At 63.2% G+C, this 18,731-nt stretch carries 15 protein-coding genes; 7 read left to right on the top strand and 8 right to left on the bottom strand.

The genetic code is table 11. The features are described from left to right. Positions 1-131 precede the first annotated feature (131 nt). Positions 132-1,157 (bottom strand): dipeptidase, encoded by a 1,026-nt coding sequence (locus F3J39_RS04065; RefSeq protein WP_039384263.1) that lies wholly within the window; start codon positions 1,155-1,157, stop codon positions 132-134. Positions 1,158-1,307: 150 nt separating this feature from the next. Here F3J39_RS04065 and leuA point away from each other — a divergent pair, with 150 nt between their 5' ends. After that, on the top strand, positions 1,308-3,020 hold the full coding sequence (leuA, locus tag F3J39_RS04060; RefSeq protein WP_071668799.1) for a 2-isopropylmalate synthase: 1,713 nt from the start codon (positions 1,308-1,310) through the stop codon (positions 3,018-3,020). Here the strand turns inward: leuA and F3J39_RS04055 are convergent. Continuing rightward, positions 2,941-3,723 (bottom strand): helix-turn-helix transcriptional regulator, encoded by a 783-nt coding sequence (locus tag F3J39_RS04055; RefSeq protein WP_166713842.1) that lies wholly within the window; start codon positions 3,721-3,723, stop codon positions 2,941-2,943. The two genes, leuA and F3J39_RS04055, sit on opposite strands and share 80 nt — an antisense overlap. Next, a complete protein-coding gene (locus tag F3J39_RS04050; protein ID WP_071668798.1) occupies positions 3,716-4,588 on the bottom strand; it encodes an NAD(P)-dependent oxidoreductase in 873 nt (290 codons plus the stop codon). Before F3J39_RS04050 ends, F3J39_RS04055 begins: the two co-directional genes overlap by 8 nt. A 205-nt stretch (positions 4,589-4,793) precedes the next feature. Between F3J39_RS04050 and pqqU the strand changes: the two genes are divergently transcribed. Next, positions 4,794-6,902 carry a TonB-dependent receptor PqqU gene (pqqU, locus tag F3J39_RS04045; RefSeq protein WP_199181673.1) on the top strand — a complete coding sequence of 703 codons (2,109 nt, stop codon included), beginning with the start codon at positions 4,794-4,796 and terminating at the stop codon, positions 6,900-6,902. 37 nt (positions 6,903-6,939) lie between these two features. On the opposite strand, the gene F3J39_RS04040 is transcribed toward pqqU, so the two are convergent. Both F3J39_RS04040 and F3J39_RS04035 read right to left on the bottom strand, forming a co-directional pair. Further along, entirely contained in the window at positions 6,940-7,497 is a 558-nt protein-coding gene (locus F3J39_RS04040) for an isochorismatase family protein (RefSeq protein WP_039384252.1), read from the bottom strand. Beyond that, positions 7,478-8,059, bottom strand: a complete 582-nt coding sequence (locus F3J39_RS04035; protein ID WP_104084949.1) for a helix-turn-helix transcriptional regulator — start codon at positions 8,057-8,059, stop codon at positions 7,478-7,480. Before F3J39_RS04035 ends, F3J39_RS04040 begins: the two co-directional genes overlap by 20 nt. Positions 8,060-8,121: 62 nt before the next feature. Here F3J39_RS04035 and F3J39_RS04030 point away from each other — a divergent pair, with 62 nt between their 5' ends. The 4 genes from F3J39_RS04030 to F3J39_RS04015 all read left to right on the top strand — a co-directional run bounded on the left by F3J39_RS04030 (position 8,122) and on the right by F3J39_RS04015 (position 16,117). Further along, on the top strand, positions 8,122-9,333 hold the full coding sequence (locus tag F3J39_RS04030) for a benzoate/H(+) symporter BenE family transporter (RefSeq protein WP_071668796.1): 1,212 nt from the start codon (positions 8,122-8,124) through the stop codon (positions 9,331-9,333). 150 nt (positions 9,334-9,483) lie between these two features. Beyond that, positions 9,484-10,812: an SrfA family protein gene (locus F3J39_RS04025; RefSeq protein ID WP_039384246.1), complete on the top strand. Its 1,329-nt coding sequence runs from the start codon at positions 9,484-9,486 to the stop codon at positions 10,810-10,812. A 2-nt stretch (positions 10,813-10,814) separates the two neighbouring features. Further along, complete coding sequence (locus F3J39_RS04020) at positions 10,815-13,757, top strand: virulence factor SrfB (protein ID WP_166713841.1); 2,943 nt, start codon at positions 10,815-10,817, stop codon at positions 13,755-13,757. Next, a complete protein-coding gene (locus F3J39_RS04015) occupies positions 13,754-16,117 on the top strand; it encodes a virulence factor SrfC family protein (RefSeq protein WP_166713840.1) in 2,364 nt (787 codons plus the stop codon). The genes F3J39_RS04020 and F3J39_RS04015 overlap by 4 nt, the downstream gene beginning before the upstream one ends. On the opposite strand, the gene F3J39_RS04010 is transcribed toward F3J39_RS04015, so the two are convergent. From F3J39_RS04010 to F3J39_RS04000, 3 genes are all read right to left on the bottom strand, one after another. Continuing rightward, positions 16,118-16,387, bottom strand: coding sequence for a barstar family protein (locus F3J39_RS04010; RefSeq protein WP_166713839.1), 270 nt, complete (start codon positions 16,385-16,387; stop codon positions 16,118-16,120). It lies immediately after the preceding gene. A gap of 2 nt (positions 16,388-16,389) precedes the next feature. Then, entirely contained in the window at positions 16,390-16,851 is a 462-nt protein-coding gene (locus F3J39_RS04005) for a ribonuclease domain-containing protein (RefSeq protein ID WP_166713838.1), read from the bottom strand. 87 nt (positions 16,852-16,938) lie between these two features. Further along, positions 16,939-17,286, bottom strand: coding sequence for a helix-turn-helix domain-containing protein (locus F3J39_RS04000; protein WP_039384236.1), 348 nt, complete (start codon positions 17,284-17,286; stop codon positions 16,939-16,941). A 288-nt stretch (positions 17,287-17,574) separates the two neighbouring features. On the opposite strand from F3J39_RS04000, the gene F3J39_RS03995 reads away from it, so the two are divergent. After that, positions 17,575-18,729 carry an efflux RND transporter periplasmic adaptor subunit gene (locus F3J39_RS03995; protein ID WP_108569296.1) on the top strand — a complete coding sequence of 385 codons (1,155 nt, stop codon included), beginning with the start codon at positions 17,575-17,577 and terminating at the stop codon, positions 18,727-18,729. Positions 18,730-18,731 lie beyond the last annotated feature (2 nt).

Here is an 18,731-nt window from a genome sequence, read left to right as displayed (position 1 = left end):
TCCTCATCAATGAAAACGCAGAGCAGGCTCTGCCATAAATGCCGCTGGCGACTGCAGGCAGTACACCAGGCGCGGCGATGTTGCGCCAATGTCGCGCGGAGATCAACCCTGATTCATCAGGGAAACGCGGTTCAGGCCTGCCAGATCTGACGCAGCACGCGCTGCCAGTTGCCCCACGCGAGCTGTTCAGTCAATGCCTGATCATAGCCGAGACTTTGCAATAGCGCATAGAGCCGCGGTAAACCGGTAACATCTTTTAACGTCGCTGGTACGCTGATGCCGTCAAAATCCGATCCCAGCGCCACGTGATCGCGGCCCATAATAGCGATCAGATGCGCGGCGTGTTTAACAATTTCCGTCAGCGCGGTGCTGTCATCGCGTTTTCCGTCACTGCGCAGGAAGGCGTTGCCGAAATTTATCCCCACCACGCCGCCGCTGTCGCGAATGGCACGCAGCTGATCGTCAGTCAGATTGCGCGGCTGTGCGCAGAGCGCGTGTGCGTTGGAGTGCGTGGCGACCAGCGGCAGCGTGCTGAGCCGCGCCGTCTGCCAGAAGGCTTTTTCATTCATATGCGAGAGATCGATAACCATACGCTGCTGACAGGCCAGCGTAATCAGCTGCTCCCCCTCCTCCGTCAGCCCGTCACCGCTGTCGGGCGATCCGGGAAACGCGCCGGTGACGCCGTGACCAAAGCGGTTAGGCAGATTCCAGAATGGCCCGATGCTGCGTACGCCAGCCTGATAAAACGCCTGCAGATCTGCGCCGGCACCGTCGAAACCGTCGGCGCCTTCGATATGCGCCACCAGCGCCAGTACGCCATCGCGCCGGCAGGCGGCAATCTCCTCCGCGTTCAGGCAGAGCCGGGCGCGTCCGCCTGATTCCGCCGCCAGCGTTTTCAGAATCGCGAGCTGCTGCCAGAGAATGGTGAGCGGCGGCAGCTGCTCCCCGGCGCGCTCAGGCGCCACCTCGCTGAGATAGCCAGCCGGGGGCACAAACAGCGCAAACAGCCCGCCGCCAAAGCCGCCCTGCTGCATGCGCGGAAAGTCGAGATGCCCGGTTTCTGTACCGGAGAAAAATGCGCGCGCCGGATCGTCGCGATGATGCAGCCAGAGCCGCAGTAACAGGTCGTTGTGACCGTCGAACGTAATAAATGACATAGCCTGCCTGAGCCGGAAACCGTGCCGCTATGCTACGCGCCCGCACCGCTTTCGCCAACCTGTCCGTTTTGCACGCGTGGTTGTCCGCTACGCGCAGGCGGGCAGCGATCCACCTGCGCCACACTACAGGCTCTGCTAAAGGAGACGACGATGCTGACTCACCCTGCTGATAAATATTACCCGACCCCTGTGCTGCCGCTGGCCGATCGCCAGTGGCCGTCGCGCCAGCTCACTCACGCGCCGCGCTGGCTCTCAACGGATCTGCGCGACGGCAACCAGGCACTGGCGGTGCCGATGGACAGCGCCCGCAAGCTGGCGTTCTGGCAGCTGCTGCTGCGCTGCGGCTTCAGCGAAATTGAGGTGGCCTTTCCTGCCGCATCGCAGACCGACTATGCGTTTGTGCGGGAACTGATCGAGAAAGATCACATTCCGCCCCATGTCACCATTCAGGTGCTCACCCAGGCGCGCAGCGATCTGATCGATCGCACGTTCGACGCGCTGACGGGCGTCCGGCAGGCGATTGTTCATCTCTACAACGCCACCGCCCCGCTGTTTCGCGAGCGTGTGTTCTGCCAGAGCAAAGCGGAGATTGTCGCCCTGGCGTGCAGCGCCGCCCGCCAGATCCGCGACCGCTGTGCCGCGCAGCCTGATACGGCGTGGACGTTTCAGTATTCACCGGAAACGTTCTGCTTTACCGAGCCGGACTTTGCGCTGGAGATTTGTGAAGCGGTAGCGGCGATCTGGCAGCCTGGCCCGCAGCGACCGATGATTATCAACCTGCCCGCCACGGTGGAAGTGAACACGCCTAACGTCTACGCCGATCAGATTGAATACTTCTGCCGCCACTTCAGTCAGCGTGCGGCGGTGACCATCAGCGTACATCCGCACAACGATCGCGGTACCGGCACCGCCTGCGCCGAGCTGGCGCTACTGGCGGGGGCCGATCGCGTCGAGGGCTGCCTGTTTGGCAACGGCGAGCGCACCGGCAACGTTGATCTGGTGACGCTGGCGCTGAACCTCTACACCCAGGGCGTGGCACCGGGGCTTGATTTCAGCGATATGCAGCAGGTGATTGAGACGGTGACGGCGTGTAATCAGCTGCCGCTGCATCCGCGCCACCCTTATGCCGGTGAGCTGGTCTTTACCGCCTTTTCCGGCTCCCATCAGGACGCCATCCGCAAAGGCTTTGCCGAACGTGCAGCGCGGCAGGAAACCCGCTGGCAGATCCCCTACCTGCCGCTCGATCCGCGCGACATTGGCTGCAGCTATGAAGCGGTGATCCGGGTTAACAGCCAGTCGGGCAAAGGCGGCAGTGCCTGGCTGCTGGAACAGAACCACGGACTGCAGCTGCCGCGCGCGCTGCAGCAGGATTTCAGCCAGCGGGTGCAGCAGCAGACTGACACGAACGGCGGCGAGATGACGCATCATGCCCTCTGGCAGCTGTTCTGCCACCACTACGGCCTGACGCAGCCGGCGCGCCAGCTTGACACGGCGGAGAGCCAGAGTGACGAACGGGCAACGTGTATCCGCCTGCAGTTTACGACGGCATCGGGCGGGCGCATGCTGAATGGCAGCGGTAACGGCCTGCTTTCCGCCGCCGTCAGCGCGCTGCAGCAGCACTACGGGCGCGCAATCGCCATTGAGGATTACCATGAACATACGCTGGGTAAGCGCAGCGACAGTCGCTCGGTTGCCTATATCTGCTGTACTGACGCAAACGGCAAACGCGCCTGGGGGGTCGGAATCGACAGTGACGTAACGCGCGCCTCGCTGCAGGCGCTGCTCAATGCGGCGAACGCCTTTCTGCCGGCGGAAAGTAGCCCGCCGGTGAAACGCCCAGCACGCGGCGAAACATCGCGCTGAACGCACCCGGACTCTCGTAGCCGAGATCCAGCGCCACCCGCAACACGCTCTCTCCCTGCGCCAGCCGCATCAGCGCCTGGCTCAGCCGGGCGCGCCGCAGCCAGTCGCCAAAGCGCAGTCCGGTTTCGCGGCTGAAATGGCGCGACAGCGTGCGCTCTGCCACGCAGAGTTCCGCCGCGGCCTGCGTCAGCGTCCACGGCTCTCCGGCACTCTGCTGGATCCGGGTACAGAGCGCCAGCAGGCGCGGGCTTTGCGGCATCGGCAGGTCAAACGGCAGCACATTCATCACCCTGATCTCATCGAGGATCAGCTCATAAATGCGTTCGCTGCGGCTGCCGGGAGAGTAGTCCTCCGGCAGCGACAGCGCGCTCACGATCAGTTCACGCAGCAGCGCGGAGATCTGCACCACCTGACAGCTGGCCGGCAGATCAGCGCGCGCCAGCGGATCGATAAACAGCGTGCGGGCAGCGACCTGGCCGCCCGTCTGCAGCGCATGCCGCGTGCCGGCTGGCAGCCAGACCCCGCGGCTGGGCGGCACCATCCAGCTGCCGTGCGCCGTCTCCACCCGTATCACGCCGCTCAGAGTATGGATCAGCTGCGCACAGGTGTGATAGTGCCACGGCTCGCGGGCACCGTGCGCGTAATCGTGCGCAAAGGGTATCAGCGGGCGCCGGGAAAAATCGAAGCTTATCTGTTTACTCATCTCCGCGCTTCAGCCAGGCGTAGACGGAGGCCAGATCCTGTTCGCCGTAGCCCGCCTCCACTGCCTGCTGCCAGAGCTGCGCAATGTTCTCCAGCGCCGGCAGCCGGGTCTCTCCCGCCGCCTCCAGCGCCAGTTTCGCATCCTTCAGTGCCCAGGTAAGCTGCATCTGCGGGGTGTAGTCGTCGCTGGCAATCGCGCCGAGTTTGACCTTCGCGTAGGGGGCCGCCAGCGGACCGCCCTCCAGCACCTGCCACAGATCGTCAGTGCTGAAACCAAACTGCTCTGCCAGCCGCGTGCTCTCGGCCAGGCTCTGCATCAGGCCAATCAGCCAGCTGTTCACCACCAGCTTCATGCGCGAGCTGGCGCCCGCCTCGCCCAGCCACTGCGTGCCTTTGCCGATCGCGGCAAACACCTGTTCAGCATCCTCAGCCCGCGTGCGGTCACCGCTGGCCAGCACCAGAATCTGGGCGTTTTCCGCCGGCGCTTTGGTGCCGGAGACCGGCGCATCAATAACGTTGATATCGGGACGCGCCGCGGCGATCTGTGCGATCAGCGCGTCGGTTGCCGCGACGCCAATGGTGCCCATCTGTACCAGAGTGGCGTTCTGCTTCAGCACCGGCGCGATGCGCGCCGCCACGTCGCGGGTGGTATCTCCATCGGCCAGCATCGTGATCACCACATCCGCCTGCGCAGCAGCAGCTTCCGCGCTGCCGCTCAGCTGCAGGCCTGCCGCCTCCAGATCTTCTCCTTTAGACCGGGTACGATTCCAGCCCTGCACGCGAAACCCTTTTTTCAGTAAGCTGGCGGCGAACGCATGGCCCATCGCTCCCAGACCCAGTACGGCTACAACCGGTTGCTGACGCATTTTCTCTCCTGATGATGTAAGCACTTCTCTTTACAGTGACAGAAAGCGTAGTACGCAGCCAGAGGTGCGTGGCGCGACGATAACGTTTTCATCATACCGGCCACGATCCGCGCGGTTTTTTACGCTTTTCAATCAAATGACATAACCGGTAACATACCGCTCACTGAGCTTTTCTGATTTCTCTCTTTTTCTGACGGTTTTGATTATGAATATTGCTTTACTGCGTCAGGCGCTGCTGCTGCCGGCGCTCCTGCCGCTGCCGCTGCTCGCCGCAGATAACGCAGAGCGTACGCTGGTGGTCAGCGCGGCACCCGCGGCCAGCGGCCTCTCTGAACTCGATACGCCCGCTGCGGTAAGCGTCGTGAGCGGCGAGGATATGCGCCGGGCCGCGCCGCGCGTCAATCTGTCGGAGAACCTCGCCAGCGTGCCTGGCCTGCAGATACTCAACCGGCAGAACTACGCCCAGGATCTGCAGCTCTCGGTGCGCGGCTTTGGCTCGCGCTCAACGTTTGGCGTACGCGGCGTTCGTCTTTACGTCGACGGTATCCCCGCTACCATGCCGGACGGCCAGGGGCAGACATCGAATATCGATATCGGCTCGGTGGCGCACGTGGACGTGCTGCGCGGCCCCTTTTCAGCGCTCTATGGCAACGCATCAGGCGGCGTGATTAACGTTGAAACCGCCAGCGGCGAACAGCCCCCTGTGCTGGAAGCGGGCAGCTGGTACGGCAGCTTTGGCAGCTGGCGCAACAGCATAAAGGCCAGCGGTGCGACGGGAGACGGCACGCAGCCGGGCGACGTCAGCTACACCCTTTCCGCTTCACGGTTTACCACCCACGGTTATCGCGACCACAGCGCCGCACAGAAAAACCTCGGTAACGCAAAGCTCGGCGTGCGCATTGATGAGGTGAGTACCCTGACGCTGCTGTTTAACAGCGTGCATCTGGAGGCGCAGGATCCGGGCGGCCTGACCGACGCACAGTGGCGCGATAATCCGCGTCAGGTTGCCAGTAATGTCTCTCTCTATGACGCCCGCAAAAGCGTGGATCAGACCCAGGCGGGCGTGCGCTATCAGCGCGAGATGAGCGAGCATGACGACCTGAGCCTGATGCTCTGGGCCGGCGAGCGTGAAACCACGCAGTATCAGTCCATTCCGGTTGTGGCGCAGAACAGACCCGGTCATCCCGGCGGCGTGATTGCGCTGACGCGCCACTATCAGGGTATCGATACGCGCTGGACCCATCGCGACGCGCTGTTCAGCGTGCCGGTGACGCTGACCGGCGGTCTCGACTATGAGACCATGACGGAAAAGCGCAAGGGCTACCGCAACTTTACCCCGGACGGCACGCTGGGCGTGCAGGGCGAGCGCCGCCGCGATGAGCGCAACCGGATCTGGAACCTCGATCCCTATTTACAGAGCGCCTGGCAGCTGACGGACGCGTGGTCGCTGGATGCGGGCGTGCGCTTCAGCACGGTGAACTTTACCTCGGACGATCGCTACGTTACCGAAAGCGATCCCGACGACAGCGGCAGCCGTCGCTATCACCGCTGGCTGCCGGCCGCCGCGCTGAATTACGCTATCGATTCGGGCTGGAACGCTTACCTCTCCGCCGGACGCGGCTTCGAGACCCCCACGCTGAATGAGCTCTCCTATCGCGCCCGCGGTACCAGCGGCCTGAACCTGGATCTGCAGCCCGCCACCAGCGAGACGCTGGAACTCGGCACGAAAAAACGCCTCGGCAACGGAATGCTCAGCGCCGCGCTGTTTCAGACCGATACCCGCAATGAGATTGTTTCAGCCGGCAGCTATGAAGGACGCTCAACCTTTAAAAACGCCGGTGAGACGCGCCGCCGCGGCCTGGAGCTGGCGTTCGATCAGCAGATTGGCTATGACTGGCAGCTGAAAGCGGCGTGGACGCTGCTGGACGCCCGTTACCGCAGTAACGCCTGCGGTGACGAGAGCTGTCGCGGCCATCGTATTCCGGGCATTGCGCGTAACATGGCCTATGCAGGCATAGCGTATGCGCCGGAACAGGGCTTTTACGCCGGGGCTGACGTGCGCTATCTGAGCGATATTGCGGCCAATGACGAGAACAGCGTGCGGGCGCCCGCCTACACGCTGGCTGGTCTGAACAGCGGCTACAAGTGGCACATCAGCGACTGGATGCTGGATCTGTTTGGCCGCGTGGATAACCTGCTGGATCGCCACTATATCGGCTCGGTGATTGTGAATGAGAGCAACGGACGCTACTACGAACCGGCGCCGGGTCGTAATTACAGCGCCGGTCTTAATGTAAGCTACACCTTTAACTGACCGCCCGGTGCCTGACCAAATCAGGCACCGGCAGGCCTTACTCCGCCAGCAGCGCCAGTACCTCTGCGGTGCTGCCGGTCTCACCCAGACGCGGAAAAATGCGCGTGACGCTGTTTTCATGCGTGTGCGCATCGAGGCAGGTCATGGCGTCGGTGGCCAGCGTCACGTTATAGCCGAGCGCATACGCCTCGCGCGCGGTCGACTCTACGCCAATGCTGGTGGCAATGCCGCACACCACCACCTGCGTGACGCCGCGCTGCTGCAGCTGCGCGTGCAGGTCGGTCTGATGAAATGCACCCCAGGTTTTTTTCGTGATGCAGATGTCATCCGCTTGCGGCTGCATCTCCGGCACCAGATCTGCCCAGTCGGCAGGTAAATCAGCGTCATGGCGCGGCATCTCATTGCGCCCCGGCGCGCCGCCCGCGACGTTAACCCGTACGACCGGCAGACTGCGCGCGTGAAACGCGCCAGCCAGCTCACCGGCGCGCGCAATCACGTCGTCAGCGCTCAGCGGTGCCACCGGCAAACGGACAATGCCGTGCTGCAGGTCAATGATAATCAGGGCGGTGTGTGCATCAAGCGTGGTTAGTGCCATGGGGACTCCTCGTCAGTTCGTTAGCAGAGAGATAGTGTATCAGACTGTGGAAACGCAGCGGCGTGGCGAGCGGATTCGCGTAACTGTGCGGTTTATCGGCGGCAAACTGATACGCCTCACCCGCCCGCAGCCGCTGCGCGCCCTGCTCCAGGCCCAGCAGCAGCTCGCCCTCCAGCACCACCACCTGTTCAATGACCCCGGCCTCGTGGGCAGAGGAGCTGCTCTGCGCGCCGCCGGCGAGCGTCACCTCAAGCAGATCAACCCCTACCCGGCTATCAAACGGCAGCAGCGGGCGAACCTGCATCTGTGCGCTGGCCTCGCTGAATACCGTGGTGCTGGCGGAGTGTGGCGCGCTGCCGTGGATAAAGCGGGAGAATGGCACGTTGAAGCCGGTCACAATCTTCCACAGCGTAGCTACCGTGGGGCTCGATTCGCCGCGCTCAATCTGTCCCAGCATCGCTTTACTGACGCCGGTACGGGCGGCCGCCAGCGTCAGGCTCCAGCCCCGATCCTGACGCAGCTGCTTCAGCGTCTGGCCTAACTCGTGTTGCAGATTATCCATATCGTCTCCTGAAAGCGTACCCTCCAGTGTATCACTTGTCGCGGCAGGGCACGCGTGCCACAATGTGCGTTATAACGCACAACAGGACGTTTTCTATGCATCTGGCTGACACCCGCTCTCTCCCGTTTATTCCGCTGCTGGTCGCCGGTTTTGTCGCCGTGCTGGTCGGCTACAGCAGCAGCGCTGCCATTATCTGGCAGGCGGCGCAGGCGGCGGGAGCCACACCGGCGCAGACCGCCGGCTGGTTTACCATGCTGGGGCTGGCGATGGGGGTGGCCACGCTGGCGCTCTCGCTGCGCACCCGCCTGCCGGTTATTGCGGCCTGGTCAACGCCGGGTGCAGCGCTGCTGGCGACCAGCGTGGAGGGGCTAAACCTGAATGAGGTCATCGGGGTGTTTGTGGCGGTTAACCTGCTGATCCTGCTGAGCGGCGTAACCGGGATATTTGCCCGGCTGATGCGCTTTATTCCGCCCGCGCTCGCGGCGGCGATGCTGGCGGGTATTTTACTGCGCTACGGCATCGGCACCTTTACCGGCCTGGAAAGCAACGCCGTGCTGTGCGGCACCATGTGCCTGGTCTGGCTGCTCTGTCGCCGCTGGCTGCCGCGCTACGCCATTATTCTGGCGCTAATCGCCGGGGCGGGCGTCACGCTGCTTCAGCAAAGCGTGATCCTGCCGCCGGACTCCTTCAGCTTTGCCCTGCCGGCATTTGTGATGCCGCACTTTACGCTTGCCGCTCTGACCGGCGTCGCGCTGCCCTGTTTTCTTATCACCATGGCCTCACAGAATGCGCCCGGTATCGCCACGCTGCAGGCGCACGGCTATCAGCCGCCGGTCTCCATGCTGACCAGCTGGACCGGGGCCATCGCGCTGCTCTGCTCGCCGTTTGGCGGCTTTTCGGTCTGCGTGGGGGCGATCTCAGCCGCTATCTGTATGGGCGATGAGGTCGACCCCGATCCGGCGCGCCGCTGGATCGCCGCCGTCTGCGCCGGGGGGTTCTATCTGCTGGCCGGGCTGTGCGGCGCGCTGATTGCAGCGCTGCTCGGCGCGCTGCCCGCCGTGCTGATTGCGACGCTGGCGGGTCTTGCGCTGCTTAATACCCTCGCCGGCAGTTTGCAGCGCGCGCTGCAGGAGCCGGATCAGCGCGACAGCGCCATTATTACCGTGATGATCACCGCCAGCGGCATCTCTCTGGCCGGTATCGGCTCCGCCTTCTGGGGCATGGCGGGCGGCGTGCTGGTCCATCTGCTGCTGACCGCTCGTCGCCGCGGTTAATCCGTAACCACTTCATACCGGAGCCGGGGAAAAACAGCCTGTTTACCCCCTCTTTTCGCGCCTTTGATTTTCCGTATTTGGCTTAAGATCACTTTTACGCCATCAATACACGATGTTTTGCACGTGACCTCCATCGATAAGGGCCAACGAGTGGCAAAAACTTTTCTGCGCAGCGGCAAGCTGGATTCGGTACTGGCTCTGGGTGAGAGCGGCCAGCCGGTATGGATCTCCGCGCTGCAAATTCGCGAAACGCTGCGGCTGCGTCATCAGGATGCGCTCGCCAGCTGTCTCGCTATTCCGCAAGCCAGCGACAGCGGCGATCGCCTTGACTGGTACGCCCCGCACGCGGGTAAGGTCAAATCCTGGCTCGCCGCCAGCGACAGCGAGCGGCGCCGGGCGCTGGAGCTGCTGACGCAGTACCAGCAGGCGCTGCAGGCGCTGAGCGAACGCGCGCGCGCGGCGGACAAGCCGGCGCTGCGTCTGTTTGGTGCGCTGCTGGGCAAAAGCTTTCAGTTTCCCGATCAGCAATATGTCTATCTGGTTGACGCTAAACCGGTGATCACCTTCTGGGGCTTTGTGGATCCGCTGGCGCGCACGCGCGATGACGCCCTTGCCTGCCTGCGCGACACGCTGGAGCTGACGCTGCCGGCGCTGGTAGCAGAACCTGAGCCCTCCGTCATACCGGAGCCGGTGCGTACTGAACCGGTTGCTGAGCCTGAACCAGAAACTAAACCTGAACCTGAAGCCGTTACGGCGTCTGAGCCGGTATCGCCTGAGGCACCGCCGGTGGCAGAACCGGCAGCGCCCGCTCCGGTCCGCCGCCCGTCCCGCCTGCGCCCGCTTGCCCTGCTGCTGCCGGCGGCGGCAGTAGCCGCGGGCGTCACGCTCTGGATGCAGCGCAGCGAAACGCCTGCGCCCGCGGCTGACCTGACGGCAGCCGTAGCCCCCGCCCCGGTCAGCGCGCCGGTTCTGCCCGGCGTACTGGTCAAAGCTGCGACGCTCTCCGCGACGCTGCCGCAGCGTATGGCTGCGGCTCCCGCAGCACCGGCGGACGCCGCACCGCCAGAAATTGTGGCGGAACATACCGAAGCGGCAAAGGCGGATGACCTGGTTATGACCACGGATGACGCCCGCCTCGGCTCGGTGAAATTTATCGACGGCACCTGGCGCGTGACGCTGCGGCAGACCAACCTGCCTACCGGCAAACCACCCAGCCTGCGTTATAAGATCCGCAACGGCAAAGGCACCGCCTGGATCAGTCAGGGCGATAATATTCGCTGTAAAGCGGATATCACCGCTGCGATGACCAGCGCCGGAACCATGGTGGTACGCAGCCGCTATACCGCCAGCTGCAGCGACAAGTCGCGCTATCGCATGCCGGAGCTGATATGCAAAGCGGGCGACGGTATTGCCAGCTGTAACGCACAGTATGGGGCTGAACAGGCCTTCCCGTTGACGATTAAGCGTGAGAGTAAGTAACCATGTTGGCTCCTCTGATTGATGACAAACAGAAAATCACGCTGATTGAAGCGAGCGGCGTGCAGTTTCTCGACTTTGGTCTGCGCCTGCCTTCTGCTCAGGCGCGCCGCCAGTTTGTGCGCCAGACCGCCAACGGTCCGCTGCTGCGCCTGCACGTGGATGGCAATAACGGTAAATTCCTGCTCTACCCGGAGGAGGGAGGCGCGGCCGAGGTCGTACGCCCGGAGTCGGATGTCGCCCTGACCGACTCCCTCGCCCTGCTGGCTAATCAGTGGCTGCCGCTGCCGGTGCTGCGCTGCACCAGCGGTCGCCGCTTTATCGGCGGTCCCGATAACTGGGCGCGCGCCCGCCTTGCGCCGCTCAGCGAACCGGATGCAGCGGGCCATACGCACCGCATTACCCTCGCCTTTGACACCCGGCTGGTACCGGAAGCAGAAGGCGGTGAACAGCTCGGCCTGAGCGCGGCCGACGCGCAGAACGGCGTGAGTTTTGCGCTGGCGTGGCACAACTATGAGCTGGGCGAGTTTCTTGACCTGACCTGGGTCGACGGCTGGCTGCGTGAGACCTTTGTGCAGCGGGCGGTCGCGCTGGAATCGCGCGGGGAGCTGGCGCTGACGCAGGCGCTGCGCGAGTTTGAGTATCAGGCGCATTATCTCAATCTGCTGGAGCTGCTGGGTGAGCAGCTCGATCTGGCGGAGATCGCTATTCAGGCGGCGTCGCTGCAAACCCCGGCGGTCAGTGTGGATCTCATTCTCGATGTCGGCAACTCGCATACCTGCGGCATTCTGGTGGAGGATCACCCGGAAGAGAGCAACGGCCTGCGTCAGACGTATGAGATGCAGCTGCGCGATTTATCGCAGCCGCACCGCGTGTATAACGAACTGTTCGACAGCCGGCTGGAGTTCGCAGAGGCGAGCTTTGGCAAAGCGAGTTTCTCACTGCAGAGCGGGCGCGATAACGCATTTATGTGGCCTTCGCTGACCCGCGTGGGGCGTGAAGCGAGCCGTCTGGCGCTGCAGCGCGCCGGCACGGAAGGCAGCACCGGTATCTCCAGCCCGCGTCGTTATCTGTGGGATGAGGCGCGCTATCAGCCAGGCTGGCGCTTTAACGCTGGCGGTCAGAGCGAAGAGGCGCAGGCTATTGCGCTGCCCTTTACGCTGATGATCAACGATGAGGGAGAGCCGCTGCAGGCGCTGCCGGAAGAGGATCGCCTGCCGGTGTTTTCCGCCAGCTACAGCCGCAGCGCGCTGATGACTTTTATGCTCTGCGAGCTGCTGGCGCAGGCGATGATGCAGATGAACAGCGTTGCACAGCGCCAGCGCATGCCGCAGAGCCAGGCGCCGCGCCAGCTGCGGCATGTGATCCTGACGCTGCCCTCCGCGATGCCCAAGCCGGAGCGGGAGATATTTCGCCGCCGCATGCAGGAGGCGCTCGCCCTGGTGTGGCAGGCGGAGGGCTGGGACACAGCGCCCGCGCACCGCCTGCTGCCGGATGTGCAGATGGAGTGGGACGAAGCCACCTGCGGCCAGATGGTGTGGCTGTTTAATGAAACGCAGGTGAACTTTGCCGGGCGGGCGGAAGATTTTTTCAGCAGTATGGCGCGCCCCGATCGCCCGCGTGAGAGCGATGAGCTGCCGGGCAAAAGCCTGCGCATCGCCTCAATCGACATCGGCGGTGGCACCACCGACCTCGCGATCACCCAGTACCGGCTGGATGATGGCCAGGGCAATAATGTGAAAATTACGCCGCGCCTGCTGTTTCGCGAAGGCTTTAAGGTTGCCGGCGATGATATTCTGCTGGATGTGATCCAGCTCTGGATCCTGCCGGCGCTGCAGCAGAGCCTGCAAAAAGCGGGCGTCACCCTGCCCGAGCCGCTGATGCAGAAGCTGTTTGGCCACGACAGCCGGATGGATGGACAGGCGACGCTGCGTCAGCAGGTTACGCTGCAGCTGTTTATCCCGCTGGCGCAGGCGGTGCTGGAGCGGTATGAGAACTGGGATCCGCTCGACAGCCACAGCGAGATCAACGCGCTGTTTGGCGAACTGGTGCCGCAGCAGCCGGCAGGCGCGGTGCTGGCGTTTGTGAATGGCGAAATTCAGCGCACGCTGGGCAGCGAGAGCCGGTTTGATCTGCTGCAGGTGCCGCTGGTGGTCAGTATGGCGCAGCTGCACGGCGAATTTTTGCAGCACCGTATGGCTATTATCCCGGCGCTGCGCGCCATGTGCGAAGTGGTGTCGCTCTATCAGTGTGATGTTCTGCTGCTGACCGGCCGGCCGTCGCGTTTCCCCGGCATCCAGGCGCTGGTGCGTCACCTGCAGCCGCTGCCGGGCAGCCGTATTCTGTCGCTGGAGGGGTATCACACCAGCGACTGGTATCCGTTTAATAAACAGGGACGCATCGATAACCCGAAATCAACCGCGGCGGTGGGCGCGATGCTCTGCCTGCTGGCGCTCGATCTGCGTCTCAGCAGCTTCTGGTTCCGCGCCGGTGATTTTGAGCCCTATTCGACCATTCGCTATCTTGGCGTTCTGGATGAAAATGCCACGCTCAGCGATGATAATCTCTGCTACAGCGAAATCGATCTCGACAGCAGCAGTTTTGCCCTGGATCGCAAAAGCAGCTTTCGCATTCGCGGCAACGTTTGCCTCGGTTTTCGTCAGCTGGAGAACGACCGCTGGCCGGCGTCGCCGCTCTACAGCCTGAGCATTACCGACCCGCAGCTGGCGCGCAAAGTCGCGGGCGAAAGCGTGCTGCGTATTAAGCTGGCAGCAGAGCCGGGACCAGATAATAACGGGCCGGAGCGGCTGATCCTCAGCGACGCGCGGCTGGATGATGGCACGCGGGTGCCGCTGGAGCAGCTGAGCCTGAAGCTCAATACCCTTTCCGGCAGCGGCAATGCCAACGCGCAATACTGGATTGACAGCGGGAGCGTCTGTAAACGATGAGAACGACCAGAAAAACCACCGCCACCCCGGCTAAGCGACTGAGCCTGCTGCGGGAAACGCTGGACAGCGCGCTCGGCTGGATCGATGCCCAGCAGCCGCACTCGCCGCGCCTGGCGCTGGAAGCAGATACGCTGCGCCTGCAGCTGCGCCGCGCGCGCGCTGAGAGCCAGGCGCTGGCGCTGCAGCTGGCGCGTCCGGTTACGCTGGCGCTGTTTGGTCAGTCGCAGGCGGGTAAAGCCTGGCTGCTGAGTGAGATGGTGGGCGATGCGCAGGGTCAGCTGATGACCCGATTCAGCGACAAAGTGCTCAACTATTTTCAGCATATCAATCCCGGTAATCTCGATTTCGCTGCGGCCACGCGCTTTAGTCACCAGCGTGAAGCGACCTCCGGCACGTGGCCGGTTGAGCTGACCCTGCTTAATGAAGCGGAGCTGATCCGATTGCTGCTCGCCAGCGCCCGCATTGAGCGTGACGGCGCGGATATCCGCACCATTGAGACCACGCTGCAGCGCCTGCAGCGTCACCGCCAGAGCGAGCCACAGCCCGGCGCAGAGAGCGACGCGCTCATCACCCTGTGGGGATGGAGCCGCCGTCATCATCGTCACGCGGAAGCGCTGGATCGCCATTTCTGGCCCCAGGCCGCCGAACTGGCCCCCTGGCTGAGCGTTGACGATCGCGTACAGCTTTATGCCCTGCTCTGGCCTGGTCAGCCTGCCCTGAGCGACACGCTGCGTCCGCTGCTGCACCTGCTTCAGCAGCTGCGCCACGCGCCGCGCGTGCTGGCGCAGCTCTCGCTGCTGGTGGATGATGCGCAGCTGCCGGCTGAAAAGCTGATCGGTCACGACGCCGATCTGCAGGAGATGATTGAGGTCTGTCCGGTGGTAGCCAACCGCAGCGGTAAGCCACAGCGGGTCGCGCTCGGCGAGCTGGCGCTGCTGACGCTGGAGCTGACCATACCGCTCAGCTCCACGCCGCGTCAGGCGCTCTATGATGAGGCGGACATGCTGGATCTGCCTGCCCCCGGCACGCTTCCCGATCGCCAGCTGCAGGAGGAGCAGGCACAATTGCGTCTGCGCGATCCGCTGCGTGCGCAGCTGCTGGAGCAGAAGCGCGCCCTGCTGCCCGGTTTTTACGCCACGCGCCAGGGCATTGACCTGATGCTGATCTGCACCGCCGCCAGCCAGCGCCACGACGCCGATCCCGCCGCCAGCGCGCTGCGCGAGTGGCAGATGCAGCAGAGCGTAAGCAGCGGCAGCGAAAAACCGCGTCTGATCTGGGCGATAACCCCTTACGATGCGCGCTATCAGGCGCAGCAGATCAATGTCGACGAGGCGGTGCAGCGTCAGATTGGCCAGCCGGGTCAGAGCTGGGGCTCAATGCTGGCGCAGGATCGCGCAGGCGTCGATCGCATGAGCAGCTGGCTGCAGGAAGAGATGCAGCCCGAGGCGCGTCGCGACCGTCTGGCGCTGCTGACGGGCGCGCTGCAGCAGAAAGTCGCGGCCCGGCTGCAGCCGTGGACAGAAGCGAGCGCCTCGCCCGAGCAGGCGCTGCGTAAACAGACCATCGCCGATACGCTGCTGAAATGTCTGCAGCACCGCACCGGCCTGCACGGTGAGCTGCTGGAGCGGCTGCAGCCGTCGCGTGATGCCGTGCGCCAGCTCTGGCTGAGTCAGAGCAGCGGCGCGGTAACGGCGCACAGCGGCAAGCCCGCTGCGGAGCAAAGCTATTTTGGTATCGGCTTTGAGTTCGATCTGTTCAGCGACGCGCCCGCTCCCGCCGGCGAGCCGCAGCATACGAGCGTCCGCAGCGAGCAGCAGTTTCCGCAGCAGGTTCTGACGCTGTGGCTGGCGCATCTGCGCCAGCTGCCTGAGAACCGCAGCCTGCTGACGCTGCTGAACGTCGACAAGCCCACCATGGAGCTGCTGACCGAGGAGCTGATTGCGGCCAGTTTTCGTCTTAAGCTGCTGGCAAGGCTGCAGAGTGCGCTGAATGAGCCGGACAGCAGCACGCATGAAGCACGCACCGATCGTCAGGTTTCGCGCGCCATGACGGTGCTGGGTGATTTTGTCGCCTGGCTCGGTTTTTTACAGCGTCCGGAGAGCGAGCGCCCTGAAAGTCGCGTAAACCGGGGGCAGACGATTTTTTCCCGTCCGCCCGCGCCGAGCGTCAGCTTCTCGTCAGGCCAGCGCCTGACGCGCCTGACGGCTGCGCCCGCTAATCATACGGCGTTCTACATCTATGACTGGCTGGTCGGACTCAACCAGCTGATTGTGGAGAATAATGGTTATACGGGCGGCAGCGATCTGCCCGCCGGCGCGCGGCAGACGCTGTCGGTGCTGCTGCTGCCGCTGCACGCCTGATCAGCGCCAGACCAGGTGCAGCTCGCCCTCCAGCAGCTGCGCCGCCTCCTCAAGCAGCGCCAGTACCGGCGCAAACTCCGCCTGCTGCGCGGCCTGCTCTGCATGTATCAGGCAGATCGTTGCCGGCAGCGCCATGCCGCCGGTCAGCCAGTCCCACAGCGCGTCCAGATTTGCGCCGACAGCAGCAGGCGCACCGCTCTGCGCATTCAGCGCCTGATAAAACGCCGCGCGGTCGCGCAGCGTGGCGAAGTCGATATCTATAGTCAGCACGCTCAGTGCACCTTTCTGAAACTGCGATAGTGATCGCGGGTGAGGTAGATCAGCCCGTCGGAGGAGTAGATCAGACGGTCAGCGCCGCGGCGCCCGCAGCGATAATTGACGTCCGCCTCATACCACTGCCGTCCCGCCTGACGCGGCAGCTGCTGTTCGCGATTGCTGAAGCGGTCACCGCCGATGGCGCGTCCTGGCAGAACCTCGCACAGATTGCCTTTATCCGGCTCCCAGCCCTGACGGCGCGCGGCCGCTTTGGTCAGGTAAAAATCGGGCAGACGCTGATGCTGCACCAGCCAGTCCGCAACGCGTTCAGCCTGCGTCAGCGCATCAATGGTGGCAGAAGAAGAAGCCGTGGCGTGGCCAGCCGTGGGATCGGCAGGCGGAGTGCTAACCTGTGGCCGCAGCGCGGTCCAGCAAACAATGACGATCGCCAGCAGGCCGATCCAGCGTAATATTGACATGGCGACACCCCTGAAAAAAGGAGGTCAGCATAGCAGATTCAGGCGGGAAATTGACGCGGGCCAGCGTAGCTGGCCCTGGCGGAGAACTTACTGCATGGCACCGGGTGCATGTGAAGCGTGACGACGCCACGCGCCGGGCGCTACGCCATACTGGCGCTTAAAGCTGCGGTTAAACGACTGCTGTGAATCAAAACCCAGCGAAATCGCTACGTTCAGAATAGGCTCGTTGGTCGTGGTGAGCCGGTCCGCTGATTTTTTCAGCTTTTTCGCCCGGATATATTCGCCCAGCGGATAACCGGTGTGCTCTTTGAACATACGCTGCAGGTGCCATTTGGAGTAGCCCGCCCGGTCAGCCACGGTATCAAGATCCAGCCGTGCTTCGATATTGTTATCGATCCAGTCAATCAGATCGTGCATAAACGCGTCGCTCATCATCCCATTCTCTCCCGTCGCCGTTACGAACAGTATCAGTATCAGTTGCAGTTACACTTTAAGGGTGACTGACTATCGCACTTAATGCAAGTTTTATTATTACATTAAATGCCGCACATAAAGCAGGGTTTTTCTCTCTGCGCTGAGCGCCCGTCAGACCGCACATAAAGTGTATCAGATATTCTTGCAGATGCACTTCGCCGCGACCTACACTCCTCCCGATTAATGCAATCGTTAAAGTTGCATATTTTTACGTCGTCTTTCGTGCTTCATCAACGTGGAATAACAATAATGTCCGGAAAAAAAGACAGGGTTCGTCAGGCTATTGGCCTGGCAGGCGCGGCACTGCTGGCAGGTTTGCTGGCGGGTTGCGATCGCGGCGTGGCGCAAAACGCTCCGCCGCCGCCGCCGGAGGTGAGTGCGGCACAGGTGATCCGGCAGCAGGTCAGCGAATGGGATAACTTCAATGGCCGGATCGAGGCGGTCGAGAGCGTTCAGCTGCGCCCGCGCGTTTCCGGCTATATCGATCAGGTAAACTATCGCGAAGGCGATGAGGTTAAAAAAGGTCAGGTGCTGTTCACCATTGATGACCGCAGCTACCGTGCCGCACTGGCGCAGGCTGAGGCGCAGCTCGCCGGTGCGCGCACGCAGGCGGCGCTGGCGCGCAGTGAATCGGATCGTACCGATAAGCTGATCAACAGCCAGGTGGTATCCCGCGAGATCTGGCAGCAGCGTCGTTCGGCCACGCAGCAGGCGCAGGCGAGCGTGCAGGCGGCGCAGGCGGCGGTTGATATGGCCCGCCTCAACCTGAGTTTTACCCGCGTGACCGCCCCGATTGATGGCCGCGCCAGCCGCGCGCTGATCACCGCCGGCAATCTGGTCACCGCAGGCGACAGCGCCAGCGTACTGACCACGCTGGTTTCCCAGGATCGGATGTATGTCTGGTTTGATGTCGATGAGGCGACATTTCTGCACTATCAGCAGCTGGCGCGCCAGGGCGAACAGCGCGGCGCCCTGCCGCTGCAGGTTTCCCTGACCGGCGAACACGGCTATCCGCATCGCGGCACGGTGGATTTTCTGGATAACCAGCTTACTGCCAGTACCGGCACCATTCGCATGCGCGCGCTGCTCGATAACCCGCAGCGCGAACTGACGCCGGGGCTGTTTGCCCGCGTCCGGCTGCCGGGTCGTGCCGATTTCACCGCGCTGCTGATTGATGACAAGGCGATTCTCACCGATCAGGACCGCCGCTATGTCTACATTGTTGATGCCGCAGGCAAAGCGCAGCGGCGCGATATCCAGCCTGGCGATCTCTCTGGCGGACTGCGTATTGTTCAGCAGGGTCTGCAGCCAGGCGATCGCGTGATCGTAAACGGTCTGCAAAAAGTCTTTATGCCCGGCATGCCGGTACAGGCTCACTCAGTCGCGATGCGCCCCGCTCCTTAACC

The sequence above is a fragment of the Pantoea sp. Acro-807 genome (genome assembly GCF_011752675.1).
Classification (GTDB): domain Bacteria; phylum Pseudomonadota; class Gammaproteobacteria; order Enterobacterales; family Enterobacteriaceae; genus Pantoea; species Pantoea eucrina.
Note: the sequence above shows the minus strand (reverse complement) of the source record. Positions and strands in the feature narration are given on the sequence as shown.